Source organism: Novosphingobium aureum, assembly GCF_015865035.1.
Lineage (GTDB): Bacteria > Pseudomonadota > Alphaproteobacteria > Sphingomonadales > Sphingomonadaceae > Novosphingobium > Novosphingobium aureum.
In genome coordinates, this window is sequence record NZ_JADZGI010000001.1 from 399,007 (window position 1) to 411,883 (window position 12,877).

The following is a 12,877-nucleotide window of genomic DNA, read 5'->3' on the forward strand; positions in this document are numbered from 1 at the left end:
GTCTATTCCTTGCCGAAGGTCTGGGGCAGCGGAGCGGGGTGGAACATCTTCGCATCGGGCACGTGGTCCTTCTTCCACTGCATCGCCATGCGCACGCGGGTCTCGCCCGAGGGGTGGTCGAAGAACAGCGCTTCCTCGATCGGGCCCGGCTCGATCTTGCGGTATTCGGAGAGCTTCATCGCGATCGAGGCGAAGCCGTCGGGCTCGCGCGCCACGTCGAGGCCGAAGGCGTCGGCCTCGCTCTCGTCGACGCGGATCAGCGTGTTGAGGGCAGGCGTTGCGAGCAGCGAGAGCACCGAGAGGCAGATGCTGAGCACCGGCAGCGAGGCGGGATCGGCCAGTTCCTTGACACCCCAGCTCTTGCCGAAGCGGGCGAGCAGCGCCGGGGCGATGCGCGAGGTCGCAAACAGCATCAGGGCCGCGAGTGCGGTGATGAAGATGACGTTGCGCCAGGTATGGCCAAGCACGTAATGCCCCATCTCGTGGCCCATGACCGCGGCGATCTCGTCGGGGGTCGAGCGATTCAGCAGGTTGTCGTTGAGGCTGATGCGGATCGTGGGGCCTACTCCCGAAACATTGGCCGAGATGCGCTTCGACTGCTTGCTCGCGTCGAACAGGTAGATGTGTTCGGCAGGGATTTGGTGGGCCTTGGCCATGGCCACGATACGCTCGCGCACCGGTCCTTGCGGCAGCTCGGTATAGGTATTGAACAAAGGCGCGACGTAGACCGGCGAAAGCGCCATCACGAACACCATGAACAGCGCGATCACGCCGGTGCCCAGCACCCACCAGGTTTTCGGGAAGCGGCGGATCACCGCATAGACGATGACGATGAGCAGCGTCATCAGGACGAGGCTGATCGCGAACTCGATTGCCTGCTCACCCAGCCAGCCGCCGAAGCTCATGTTCATGAGGCCGTACTGCTTCTCGCGGAAATAGCCGGTGTAGATCGTCCAGGGCAGCGTCAGCGCCGTGCCCAGCAGCGCGTAGAGCAGCGCGGTCAGCGCGACGGCGAGCGAGCGGCGGCGCACGAGATGCACCGCGAGATCGCGGATCGCGGCGGAGATGCGCAGGCGCAGGATCACCAGGTCTATCGCCAGCGCGATGAGCGTGCCCCACAAGGGCAGCCAGTAACCGCCCTCGAAATAGGCATCGGAGCGCGCACGGGCGGGGCCCTGCAAGGTATCGAGCCAGAGCCGCGTCGCGGCCTCGACGTCGAAGCCGGGGTTTGCCGGGCTCGCCGCATGCGCGCTCGCCACGGTCAGGGCGAGGCCGCCCAGAGCCAGCAGCAGGCCGCTAGCGAGGCGCGCGACAGGGCGCTGGAAATTCGCTGTGTTCAAGGTCTTCTCCCCGCGCCTCGGCGCATTGTTGCGCAATTCGTATCGCAACTGCTGGCAATCGCAAGGCGAGCGCTTAAGTTGGCGTGCATGGATATCGCCAGCAGACCCGCCGAACCCGCAGAGAACACCCAGATCGCCGACGCCGCGCCGCCGCCTGCCGCGCCGCCGGTGATCCGCCGAGAGGATTACCTGCCCCCGGCCTGGCTGATTCCCGAGATCGCGCTCGACTTCGCGCTGGGCCTCGACGAGACGGTGGTCGTCTCGAAGCTCTCGGTGCGGCGCAATCCGGATGGCAACGGCACCGCGACCCTGCGCCTCAACGGCGACCAGATCGCGCCGCGCGCGGTCACTGTTGATGGAACCGCGCTCAATGACTGGAAGCTCGACGGCCCTGACCTGCTGATCGAACTGGCGGGCGATGCGCACGAGGTCGCCATCGAGACCGTGCTCAACCCGGCGGCCAACAGCCAGCTCATGGGCCTCTATGCCTCGAACGGCATGCTGTGCACCCAGTGCGAGGCCGAGGGCTTCCGCCGCATCACCTTCTTCCCCGACCGCCCCGACGTGCTTTCCACCTATTCCGTGCGCATGAGCGGCGACAAGGCTACCTTCCCGATCCTGCTCGCCAACGGCAACTGCACGGCCGAGGGTGAGGGCGAGGACGGGACGCACTGGGCCGAGTGGCACGATCCCTGGCCCAAGCCGAGCTACCTCTTCGCGCTCGTCGCGGGCGAACTGGTCGCCAACCATGCGACTTTCACCACGATGAGCGGGCGCCGCGTCGACCTCAACGTCTGGGTGCGCCCGGGCGACGAGGGCCGCACCCAGCACGCGATGGATTCGCTGATCGCCTCGATGAAGTGGGACGAGGAGACCTTCGGGCGCGAATACGACCTCGACCTGTTCAACATCGTTGCCGTGTCCGACTTCAACATGGGCGCGATGGAGAACAAGGGGCTCAACGTCTTCAATACCCGCTATGTGCTGGCCGACCCCGACACCGCGACCGATGCCGACTACGACGCGGTCGAAGGCGTGATCGGGCACGAATACTTCCACAACTGGTCGGGCAACCGCGTGACCTGCCGCGACTGGTTCCAGCTTTCGCTCAAGGAAGGCTTCACCGTGCTGCGCGATCAGCTGTTCAGCGCCGACATGGGCTCCGAACCGGTCAAGCGCATCGAGGACGTGCGGGTGCTGCGCATTGCCCAGTTCCCCGAGGACTCTGGCCCGCTCGCCCATCCGATCCGTCCGGATTCCTATCAGGAAATCAGCAACTTCTACACAGCGACCGTCTACAATAAGGGCGCCGAGGTGATCCGCATGATGCGCACCATGGCGGGCGAGGAGGCCTTCCGGAAGGGGACCGACCTCTACTTCGAGCGCCACGACGGCACGGCCGCGACCTGCGAGGACTTCGTCAAGGCAATCGAAGACGGCACCGGGCTCGATCTCGCGCGCTTCCGCCTGTGGTATTCGCAGGCCGGGACCCCGCAGGTCAGCGCAAGGCTCGAGCATGACGGGCGCATCGCCCGGCTGGCGCTGACCCAGACCGTCCCCGCGACCCCGGGGCAGCCCGAGAAGGCGCCGATGCCGATCCCGCTGCGCATTGCCCTGTTCGACCGCGATACCGGCACGCATGCGGGCGAGCACCTCGTGATCCTCGACGGCGACGAAGGCTCGTTCGCTTTCGAGGGCTTCGACAAGCCCCCGGTCCTCTCGATCAACCGCGGCTTCTCGGCCCCGGTCGCGATCGAGATGGAGCGCGAGGACGAGGACCTCGTGTTCCTCGCCGCCAACGACGACGATCCCTTCGCCCGCTACGAGGCGATGCAGAGCCTCGTGCTCCAGCATCTCGTCGCGGCGGTCGGCGGCGGCCTCGACGAGGCGCGTCGCGCCAGTGGCCGCGCGGCTATCGGCCGGGCGATGAAGGCGATCGTCACCGATCCCGAGCTCGACGACCTGATGCGCGGCGAGCTGATGATCCTGCCCGCCGAGAGTTACCTCGCCGAGCAGCTGCTGGTTTCCGACCCGGGCGTGATCCACGCCGAGCGCGAGGCGCTCAAGGCCTGGCTCGGGCTCGAGCTCGCCGACGAGCTCAAGGCGCTCCACGACCGGATCAGCGCGGTGCCCTATTCGCGCGATGCCGCCGCGCGCGGCGCGCGCAAGCTCAAGACCCAGGCGCTGGTCCTGATCGCGAGCGGCGATGCCGGGGAAGGCGCGGCCCGTGCCATCGCGCAATACCGCAAGGCCGATAACATGACCGACCGCCAGGGCGCGGTCATGGTGCTCGCCGGGCTGGACTGTCCCGAACGCGAGGAGGCACTGGCCGATTTCCTCGCGCGCTACGAGGGCAACGCGCTGGTCATCGACAAGTGGTTCTCGCTCCAGGCGGGCTCTTTCCACCCGCGCGTGCTCGAGCAGATCCACGCGCTCGCCCAGCACGACGAGTTCCGCATGTCGAACCCCAACCGCGTGCGCTCGCTCTACATGGCAGCGGCGGTCAATCCGCAAGCCTTCCACGATGCCAGCGGAGCGGGCTATGCGATGATCGGCGAGCTGATCCGCAAGCTCGATCCGATCAATCCGCAGACCGCCGCGCGCTTCGTGCCCGCGCTCGGGCGCTGGCGCCGGGTTGAGCCGGGCCGTGCCGCGATGATGCGGGCCGAACTCGAGAAGATCGCTGCCGTGCCCTCGCTCTCGCGCGATGTGCGCGAGCAGGTCACCAAGAGCCTTGGCTGACATGGAAGCGCCTGAGGGCATCGCACGCGAAGTCGACGTCGCGCGCGCGGGCGTGCTCGACCTTGCGGGCGTCGCCCACGGTTTCCTCGGACGCTCGGGCGGGGTCAGTACCGGCGAGGTGGCCGGGCTCAACGTGGGCTACGGTTCTGGCGATGCGCGCGAGCTGATCGACGAGAACCGGGCCCGCGCCGCCGCCGCGGTATTGCCCGGTGCGCCGCTCGCCAGTGTCTACCAGGTCCATTCGGCGGCCTGCGTCACGCTGGGCGACGATCTCTGGCCCGAGGCCGAGCGCCCTCACGCCGATGCACTGGTGACCAGGCGGGCGGGTGTCCTGCTCGGCATTCTCACCGCCGATTGTGCGCCCGTGCTCTTCGCCGACCCCGTCGCCGGTGTCGTGGGCGCCGCGCATGCCGGCTGGAAGGGCGCGATCGGCGGGGTGACCGACAGCACCATCGCCGCGATGGAAGCACTCGGCTCGCGCCGAGGCGATATCGTGGCCGCCGTGGGGCCGTGCATCGCGCGTCGCTCTTACGAGGTCGACGAGGCCTTTTTCCAGCGCTTCCAGGCCGAGGATCTCGCCAACGCCGATTTCTTTGCAGGGGGGCGTGCGGGCCATCACCAGTTCGACCTCGAGGCCTATGTGGCTGCACGTCTGGCACGCGCCGGGCTGGGGCGGGTCGAGGCACTCGGCCTCGATACTTACACTGCGCCCGAGCGCTATTATTCGTTCCGCCGGGCCACCCACAAGGGCGAGGCCAGTTACGGGAGACAGATCTCCTTGATCGGCTTGACCTAAGTCAAACCACTCTAGTCATTGCTTTCGTAGAAGCCCCCAGAGGTGCCCGTCTGCCAGCCCGCTCCCAAAAAACGCGGTTGGCACGGTACAGTTTCGTGTATATCAGACCCGCAAAGTCGGTAATAATCGGGCCGGAATCCGGTTAAGTGCCGTCATTGGGGGGATACCGCGAACCTTTGGTTGGCATCCTGGCCTCCTGTCGGAGACGGCAGGGGGTTGTCTAAAGCAAGGCAAGGGCAGACATGGCAGAACAAGAGGGCGTGCGGCGGCGCGATTTCATAAATGTCGCGGCGGTTAGCGCGGCAGGGGTCGCCGGAATTGGGGTTGTCATTCCGCTGGTCAGCCAGATGTCGGCATCGGCCGACGTGCTGGCCGCGTCATCGACCGAAGTCGATATTTCCGCGATCCAGCAGGGCCAGGCGATCAAGGCGATCTTTCGCAAGCAGCCGGTCTTCATCCGCAATCTGACGCAGCGCGAGATCGACGAGGCCAACAAGGTCGACGTCTCCTCGCTGCGCGATCCGCAGTCGCTGGAAGAGCGTACCAAGGAAGGCAAGGCCAACTGGCTCATCACCATGGGTGTGTGCACGCACCTTGGCTGCGTGCCGCTCGGCGCCGGCGAGGGTGAACCGCGTGGCGAATTCGGCGGCTACTTCTGCCCCTGCCACGGCTCGCACTACGACACCGCCGCCCGTATCCGTAAGGGCCCCGCGCCCCTGAACCTGCAGGTTCCGGAATACGAATTCACGTCCGACACCGTCGTGACGATCGGCTGAGGCCAAGAGAGAGGATCACGAACATGAGCTTTCCCTGGGCCAAGCAGTACACCCCGTCGCATCCCTTCATGAAGTGGATGGACGAGCGGCTTCCCCTCCCGCGTCTGGTCTACAACGCGGTCGGCAGCGGCTACGAGGTGCCTCGCAACCTCAACTACTTCTGGAACTTCGGGTTCCTGGCGGGGCTGTGCCTCGTGCTGCAGATCGTGACGGGTATCGTCATGGCCATGCACTATGCCGCGAATACCGAAGTCGCCTTCGATACGATCGAGCATACGGTGCGCGACGTGAACTGGGGCTGGCTGATGCGCTACGCGCACGCCAACGGCGCCTCGGCCTTCTTCGTCGTCATCTACATCCACATCTTCCGCGGCTTCTTCTACGGCTCGTACAAGGCCCCGCGCGAGATGGTGTGGCTGCTCGGCGTCGTCATCTTCCTGCTGATGATGGCCACCGCCTTCATGGGCTACGTGCTTCCCTGGGGCCAGATGAGCTTCTGGGGCGCCAAGGTCATCACCGGCCTGTTCAGCGCGATCCCCTTCGTGGGTGAGCCGCTGCAGCAGTGGCTGCTCGGCGGTTTCGCGCCGGACAATGCCGCTCTGAACCGCTTCTTCTCGCTGCACTACCTGCTGCCCTTCGTCATTCTGGGCGTGGTGATCCTGCATATCTGGGCGCTGCATATCCCGGGCTCGTCGAACCCGACCGGCATCGAGGTCAAGAGCGAGAGCGACACGGTTCCGTTTTACCCCTATTACGTCGCCAAGGATGGCTGGGCGATCGGCGTCTTCGCGATCCTGTACTGCGCGATGGTGTTCTTCGCGCCGAACTACCTCGGGCACCCGGACAACTACATTCCGGCCAACCCGATGTCGACGCCCGCACACATCGTGCCCGAATGGTACTTCTGGCCGTTCTACGCGATCCTGCGCGCCTTTACCCAGGACTTCTTCTTCATCCCGGCAAAGCTGATGGGCGTGCTGGCGATGTTCGGGGCGATCCTGGTGTGGTTCTTCCTGCCCTGGCTCGACAAGTCGCCGGTGCGCTCGGGCGCCTTCCGCCCGGTGTTCAAGTGGTTCTTCGCGATCCTCGTGGTCGACATGCTGGTGCTGTTCTACTGCGGCGGTGCGCCGGCTGAAGAGCCCTTCGTCATGATCAGCCAGCTCGCGTCGTTCTACTACTTCGCGCACTTCCTGATCATCCTGCCGATCGTTTCGGCCATCGAGAAGCCCAAGGCCCTGCCTTTCTCCATCACCGAGTCCGTACTCGGCAAGGACGAAGACGCGGCGCTTGAGCCCTCGGCCTGATCAACAGCAGACACGAAAGAGACGAAAGACATGGCACGCATTCTCTCGATCCTCGTCGGGCTGTTCTTCACGGTGGCCCTGGCATGGTCCTTCGGTGTGGGCTTCTACACCTGGGCGACCGAGCCGGCGCAGCCGACGGCCGAGCACGAGTTCCACGAACACCCCAAGCACGTCAGCTTCTCGAGCGACGGCCCCTTCGGCACGTTCGACCGCCAGCAGCTGCAGCGCGGCTTCCAGGTCTACCAGCAGGTCTGTGCGGCCTGCCACGCGCTCAAGCACGTCGCTTTCCGCGACCTCGAGCACATCGGCTACAACGAGGCCGAGGTTAAGGCGATCGCCGCGCAGTTCCAGATCCCCAAGTACGACGAGATGACCGGCGAGGTGACCACCGCAGAGGGCACCCCGACCGACTACTTCCCGCCGGTCGCCTATGGTGGCCAGGGCTCGCCGCCGGATCTCTCGCTGATCACCAAGGCGCGTCATGACGGTGGACCTTACGTCTACTCGCTGCTGACCGGCTATCAGGATCAGCCCGCCGAACTGCTCGAGCACTTCCCGGACTCCAAGACGCCGGACGGGCTTTACTACAACCCGTACTTCGCCAACCTCAACCTGGCGATGCCGCCGCCGCTGATGCCCGATATGGTCACCTATTCGGATGGCACCAAGGCCACCGTCGACCAGATGTCCAAGGACGTATCGGCGTTCCTCATCTGGAGCGCGGAGCCCACGCTGGAAAAGCGCCGCCAGACCGGCTGGCCGATCCTCGGCTTCCTGCTCTTCGCGACGATCCTGGGCTACATGTCCTACCGCAACATCTGGGCCGGCAAGAAGCACTGAGCTTCCCCGTCCCGACCTTGATCGAGAAGGCCCCTGTCATCCAAGCGGACGACAGGGGCCTTTTTCGTGCTAGGGGGCGTGCAAACTTCCCAGACGCCGATGCAAGGACCTCCAAGGTGACCCCCGAAGACCTCAAGCCGCTGATCCGCACGATCCCCGATTTCCCCAAGCCGGGCATCCTGTTCCGCGACGTGACCACCTTGATGGGCGATGCGCGCGGCTTCGCGGGTGCGGTCGAGCTGCTCGCCGAGAAGGTCAGCGCCTGCGGCGGCGAGGCGATTGCCGGGATCGAGGCGCGCGGCTTCATCTTCGGCGCCGCCGTCGCCGCCCGGCTGGGGCTTGGTTTCATCCCGGTGCGCAAGCCCGGCAAGCTGCCGGTTCCGGTCCTCGCCATCGACTACGCGCTCGAATACGGCACCGACACGCTTGAGGTCGATCCGGACGCGGTGGGCGAAGGGCGCCGGGTGGTGCTGATGGACGATCTGCTCGCCACCGGCGGCACCGCGCTCGCCGCCGCCGAACTGCTGCGCCGTGCCGGGGGCGACGTGCGCGAGGCGCTTTTCCTTGTCGACCTGCCCGAACTGGGCGGGGCCGCGCGGCTGCGCGAGGCGGGCATCGCGGTCGAGGCCCTGATCGACTTTCCCGGCCACTGACAGGACGCAGACCTGTCATTTCGCGCGCGCCCTCGCTAATCCCTGCGCGAGGGCCCAACGAGGCCATGCCCATCCTTCAGCGAGAACGACGATGACCCAGACCCGCTTCTACCCGATCGGCACCCCCGGCGAGCCCTGGGGCGAGAAGGAGCGCGACGAGTGGCGCGCGACCCAGCCGCAGCGGCGCTCCTATGCCACCGACGTCCTGCCGCGCGTCGAGGCGCTGGCCAATCGCTTCGAGGTCGTGCCCTACGGCGCGCTCGACTATGCTGGCGAGCAATACCCGCTCTTCGCACTGCGCAGCACGCCTCACGATCCGGCCCTGCCGACCGCGCTCGTGACCGGCGGGGTGCATGGCTACGAGACCAGCGGCGTGATGGGCGCGCTCGAATTCCTCGAAACCCGCGCTGCCGACTATGCGGGCCGCGCCAACCTCGTCGTCGTGCCTTGCGTCAGCCCCTGGGGCTACGAGCGGATCAACCGCTGGAACTACGACGCGATCGATCCCAACCGCAATTTCCGGGCGGACAGTCCGGCCGCGGAGTGCCGCGCGCTGATCGCGCTCGTCGCGGGGCAACCCGGTCCGTTTCTCATGCATATCGACCTGCACGAGACCACCGACAGCGACGAGAGCGAGTTCCGCCCCGCGCTCAGCGCACGCGACGGCGAGAACTACGAGCCCGACACCATCCCCGACGGCTTCTACCTCGTCGATGACGGCGAGGCGCCGCAGCCCGCCTTCCAGCAGGCGATCATCGCCGCGGTTGCGCGCGTCACGCACATTGCACCTGCCGACGCGCAGGGCAACATCATCGGCTCGCCGGTCGTGGCTCCCGGCGTGATCGAGTATCCCGCGAGCAAGGCCGCGATGTGCGCTTCGGTCACCGCTGCGCGCTTCAAGACCACCACCGAGGTCTACCCCGACAGTCCCCGTGCGACACCCGAGCAATGCAATGCAGCGCAAGTCGCGGCAGTCTGTGCCGGCCTGGATTACGCACTCGAAAATGCCTGACTGCCTTTGCCCGTGCTCCGCAATGGAGCGCGGGCACGACGCCGCTGTGGGCGAGCGCCAGGCCTGATGTAATGGGAAGTGAGGCTGGAGCGGGTAGCGGGAATCGAACCCGCATAACTAGCTTGGAAGGCTAGGGCTTTACCACTAAGCTATACCCGCTTGATCGAGCCGTTCGGCCAGATGTGGCAACCATGTCCTCGCGGTCGGGATGACCCGCCTGCGATTCGCTCGCGGATTGCCACGCGAAGCGCACTTGCGTCAACGCCTCTTTTCACGACGCGCGACGGTAAATGCCTGCAGGCCCGCATTTGCGCGGGTTCGGCAGGGTTTGTCGGGCTGAAAGCGCGGTGAGCGCCTGATCGCCTCCCTGTCGTCTCGCGCTTGCGGATGTTACCCTGCGCTCCCGGAACAGGAGGATCGAGCAGGCATGGCAACGACACGAACCGGATCATCTGCCACCAGCGGCACGGCGACGGCGTCAGCGACAGGGAGCCAGCGGCGCGGGGCGCTCGACCTGCTGATGAAGTCGAGCCTTGGCAAGTTGCTGCGCCGTATCGGCGGCAGCGCCCCCAAGACTTCGGGCGATGGGCTGCTCGAACTCGCCGATGCTCTGCTCTCGGTGCGCGGGCGGGCTTCGGGGCCTGCGCTCGCTGCCGGCTTCTTCGATCACTACGAGGGATGCTCCAAGGCTGCACGAAAGGAATTCCTCGGCGCGATCCACGGTCTGCACCCCGCCGACAGCGGCGCGATCGACGCGGCGATCGAGCGCTGGAATGCGCACCGCGACGAGGCGGCGGCGCGCGCACTCCATGCCGCGAGCGAGGCGCCCAGCCGTGCGCTCATCAATCAGCTCAACCTCGCCCCGCAAGGGACGCGCAAGCTGATCGCCATGCGCGAGGATCTGCTCGATGCCGCAGGCGGCAAGCCCAAGGGCGGCCTTGCTGCCCTCGACCGCGAGCTGGAAAGCGCCTTTACCTCGTGGTTCAACGCGGGCTTCCTCGAGCTGCGCCGGATTGGCTGGGATTCGCCCGCCGTGCTGCTCGAGCGCATCATTCGCTACGAGGCGGTGCACACGATCCAGGGCTGGGATGACCTGCGCCGCCGGGTCGAGCCTGCCGACAGGCGCTGCTACGGCTTCTTCCACCCGCAGATGCCCGAGGACCCGCTCATCTTCGTTGAGGTGGCGCTGACCGAGACGCTGCCCGGCGCGATCCACCAGGTCATCGCCGAGACCCGCAAGGAAGTGCCTGCGCGCGAGGCGAATTGCGCGATCTTCTACTCGATCAGCAATTGCCAGAAGGGATTGAAGGGCATCCCATTCGGCAACCACCTCATCAAGCGCGTGGTCAGCCTGCTCAAGGAGGACCTGCCCCAGCTCAAGACTTTCGCGACGCTCAGCCCGGTGCCCGGTTTTGCCAAGTGGCTTGCTGCCGAACAGGAGGGCAAGGCGGTGCTGCCGGGCGCGTCCGAGCTGCGCACGCTCGCCGCGCGCTATCTGCTCACAGCCAAGGGGCGCGGGCTGCAGCCGCGCGATCCGGTCGCGCGCTTTCACCTTGGCAACGGGGCGCGGCTCGAGGCAATCCACGCCAATGCCGATCTCTCGCCCAATGGCCTTCGCCAGAGCCACGGCATCATGGTCAACTACCTCTACGACCTCGACTATATCGAGGCCAACAGCTTCGCGCTCAACGAGAGCGGGACGATTGCCGCCGCGAAATCGCTGCGCGCGCTGATCGAGGAGAAGCCGGCCGACAAGGGCCAGAAGGGCACAGGGCGTTTCTCGGGCAAGGCTGCGGGCAGCGAGAGCGTGGCCCTGGCCTGAATGTCGGCAGGGCCGGGGAAAGCCTGACGGGTCCTGCTTCCTGAGCTGGATTGAAACTGCGCGAGATGTGCAAGAGGCAAGAGAGCCGCTCGACTATCGGTCCATTTGGAATTGTTCGCGGCGATTGGCGTATTGCGCGATCCAGACCGGTGCGCCTTGATCCGCATCAAGGCGCATATGCGCTCCATCGCATATGGTGCAGCCATGGCACAGCACGTCGACGAACTCCTCGCCGTCCTGGCAGAGCTCACGCGACTGCGTGCGCTTCAGATCGTCTGGGTTGGCGATGAACACAGTGTGTGCGACCTCATGGGCCGCCTCGACGTGACGCAATCGCGCATGTCGCGGCACATGCAGCGCCTGAAGAAGGCAGGACTGGTGGTCGATCGCCGGGATGGGCAATGGGTCCGGTATCGCAAGTGCACCGCGCTCCCCGACGGGTGGGTGGCCATTATCGAACGTGTCCTCGATACACTGCCGACTTGCTCCGAAGCCCTCGACCACAAGAAGGCTGCATGACATGAACACGCTTTCTGCATCCCTTGGCCAGGCCCGGAAGTCTCAGTCCGTGTGGTTCGTCGGCATTGCCCTCGCGCTCGCTGCGTGGTTCGCGGTCTATGCGCAGTTGCAGCCGTTGTCCCGGTGGCTCGTGGCCCGGATGCCGATCAGGCCGGACAGTCATCTTGCCGCTTCGGTCGAATTCTTCTTCTACGATACGCCCAAGGTCCTGATGCTCCTGACACTGGTGGTCTTCGCCATGGGCGTGGTGCGCAGCTTCTTTTCACCCGAACGGACCCGCGCTCTGCTCGCGGGCAAACGCGAGGGGCTTGGCAACATCGCAGCTGCGCATCTGGGCATCGTGACGCCGTTTTGTTCCTGCTCGGCTGTGCCCCTGTTCGTCGGCTTCGTGTCGGCAGGCGTTCCGCTCGGTGTGACGTTTTCGTTCCTGATTGCGGCTCCCATGGTCAACGAGATCGCACTGGGACTGTTGTTTGCGCTCGTGGGCTGGCAGGTCGCCCTTACCTATCTCGCCTTTGGCCTTGGCGTGGCCATCGTCTCGGGCTGGGTGATCGGCCGGCTGCACCTTGAAGGCTGGCTCGAGCCCTGGGTGCGCGAAGTTCAGGCCGCGGACGTGAATTTCGTGGATGAACATATTCGCTGGAGCGACAGGTTCGAGGCCGGTTGGGAAGCCGTGAAGGAGATCGTCGGCAAGATCTGGTACTGGTTGATCGCCGGAATTGCCGCCGGAGCGTTTATCCATGGCTATGTGCCGGCAGCCCTGCTTTCCGGAATCATGGGCGCTGACGCCTGGTGGTCCGTTCCGGCTGCCATCCTGCTGGGTATTCCCATGTACTCCAACGCAGCCGGGATCATTCCCGTGATCGAGGCACTGCTCGGCAAGGGGGCTGCGCTGGGCACCGTCCTGGCCTTCATGATGTCGGTGATCGCTCTGTCGCTTCCCGAAATGATCATCTTGCGCAAGGTCCTCAGCATCAAGCTGATCGGCGTGTTCATTGCCGTCGTAGGCTCAGGTATCCTTGCCGTGGGTTACCTTTTCAACGCGCTCTATTCCTGAAGAAGAGGATGCTTGG

General features: G+C 65.7%; 11 protein-coding genes and 1 tRNA gene. 10 read left to right on the top strand and 2 right to left on the bottom strand.

Going from position 1 to position 12,877, the window contains the following annotated elements; genetic code table 11:
* Positions 1-2: 2 nt before the first annotated feature.
* Positions 3-1,340 (bottom strand): M48 family metallopeptidase, encoded by a 1,338-nt coding sequence (locus I5E68_RS01875; protein WP_228726762.1) that lies wholly within the window; start codon positions 1,338-1,340, stop codon positions 3-5.
* 87 nt (positions 1,341-1,427) lie between these two features.
* Between I5E68_RS01875 and pepN the strand changes: the two genes are divergently transcribed.
* From pepN to I5E68_RS01910, 7 genes are all read left to right on the top strand, one after another.
* Entirely contained in the window at positions 1,428-4,082 is a 2,655-nt protein-coding gene (gene pepN / locus I5E68_RS01880; protein WP_197160210.1) for an aminopeptidase N, read from the top strand.
* Position 4,083: 1 nt separating this feature from the next.
* A complete protein-coding gene (gene pgeF, locus I5E68_RS01885; RefSeq protein WP_197160214.1) occupies positions 4,084-4,878 on the top strand; it encodes a peptidoglycan editing factor PgeF in 795 nt (264 codons plus the stop codon).
* A gap of 242 nt (positions 4,879-5,120) precedes the next feature.
* Positions 5,121-5,654: a ubiquinol-cytochrome c reductase iron-sulfur subunit gene (petA, locus tag I5E68_RS01890; RefSeq protein WP_197160215.1), complete on the top strand. Its 534-nt coding sequence runs from the start codon at positions 5,121-5,123 to the stop codon at positions 5,652-5,654.
* A 23-nt stretch (positions 5,655-5,677) separates the two neighbouring features.
* Positions 5,678-6,958: a cytochrome b gene (locus tag I5E68_RS01895; RefSeq protein WP_197160220.1), complete on the top strand. Its 1,281-nt coding sequence runs from the start codon at positions 5,678-5,680 to the stop codon at positions 6,956-6,958.
* Between the two features lie 30 nt (positions 6,959-6,988).
* A complete protein-coding gene (locus I5E68_RS01900; RefSeq protein ID WP_197160223.1) occupies positions 6,989-7,798 on the top strand; it encodes a cytochrome c1 in 810 nt (269 codons plus the stop codon).
* A gap of 116 nt (positions 7,799-7,914) precedes the next feature.
* Positions 7,915-8,451 carry an adenine phosphoribosyltransferase gene (locus I5E68_RS01905; protein WP_197160230.1) on the top strand — a complete coding sequence of 179 codons (537 nt, stop codon included), beginning with the start codon at positions 7,915-7,917 and terminating at the stop codon, positions 8,449-8,451.
* A gap of 91 nt (positions 8,452-8,542) precedes the next feature.
* A complete protein-coding gene (locus I5E68_RS01910; RefSeq protein WP_197160232.1) occupies positions 8,543-9,463 on the top strand; it encodes a M14 family metallopeptidase in 921 nt (306 codons plus the stop codon).
* A gap of 85 nt (positions 9,464-9,548) precedes the next feature.
* On the opposite strand, the gene I5E68_RS01915 is transcribed toward I5E68_RS01910, so the two are convergent.
* Positions 9,549-9,622, bottom strand: a tRNA-Gly gene (locus I5E68_RS01915).
* Between the two features lie 268 nt (positions 9,623-9,890).
* On the opposite strand from I5E68_RS01915, the gene I5E68_RS01920 reads away from it, so the two are divergent.
* The 3 genes from I5E68_RS01920 to I5E68_RS01930 all read left to right on the top strand — a co-directional run bounded on the left by I5E68_RS01920 (position 9,891) and on the right by I5E68_RS01930 (position 12,861).
* Positions 9,891-11,285, top strand: coding sequence for a malonyl-CoA decarboxylase domain-containing protein (locus I5E68_RS01920; protein WP_197160241.1), 1,395 nt, complete (start codon positions 9,891-9,893; stop codon positions 11,283-11,285).
* A gap of 156 nt (positions 11,286-11,441) precedes the next feature.
* Positions 11,442-11,804, top strand: a complete 363-nt coding sequence (locus tag I5E68_RS01925) for an ArsR/SmtB family transcription factor (RefSeq protein ID WP_228726763.1) — start codon at positions 11,442-11,444, stop codon at positions 11,802-11,804.
* 1 nt (position 11,805) lies between these two features.
* Positions 11,806-12,861: a permease gene (locus I5E68_RS01930; RefSeq protein ID WP_197160243.1), complete on the top strand. Its 1,056-nt coding sequence runs from the start codon at positions 11,806-11,808 to the stop codon at positions 12,859-12,861.
* Positions 12,862-12,877: the final 16 nt, after the last annotated feature.

What these genes read in the sequence shown, in the direction of transcription:
- pepN (WP_197160210.1), top strand. Translation starts at nt 1,428, where the DNA reads ATGGATATCGCCAGCAGACCCGCCGAACCCGCAGAGAACACCCAGATC.
- pgeF (WP_197160214.1), top strand. Translation starts at nt 4,084, where the DNA reads ATGGAAGCGCCTGAGGGCATCGCACGCGAAGTCGACGTCGCGCGCGCG.
- petA (WP_197160215.1), top strand. Translation starts at nt 5,121, where the DNA reads ATGGCAGAACAAGAGGGCGTGCGGCGGCGCGATTTCATAAATGTCGCG.
- I5E68_RS01895 (WP_197160220.1), top strand. Translation starts at nt 5,678, where the DNA reads ATGAGCTTTCCCTGGGCCAAGCAGTACACCCCGTCGCATCCCTTCATG.
- I5E68_RS01900 (WP_197160223.1), top strand. Translation starts at nt 6,989, where the DNA reads ATGGCACGCATTCTCTCGATCCTCGTCGGGCTGTTCTTCACGGTGGCC.
- I5E68_RS01910 (WP_197160232.1), top strand. Translation starts at nt 8,543, where the DNA reads ATGACCCAGACCCGCTTCTACCCGATCGGCACCCCCGGCGAGCCCTGG.
- I5E68_RS01920 (WP_197160241.1), top strand. Translation starts at nt 9,891, where the DNA reads ATGGCAACGACACGAACCGGATCATCTGCCACCAGCGGCACGGCGACG.
- I5E68_RS01930 (WP_197160243.1), top strand. Translation starts at nt 11,806, where the DNA reads ATGAACACGCTTTCTGCATCCCTTGGCCAGGCCCGGAAGTCTCAGTCC.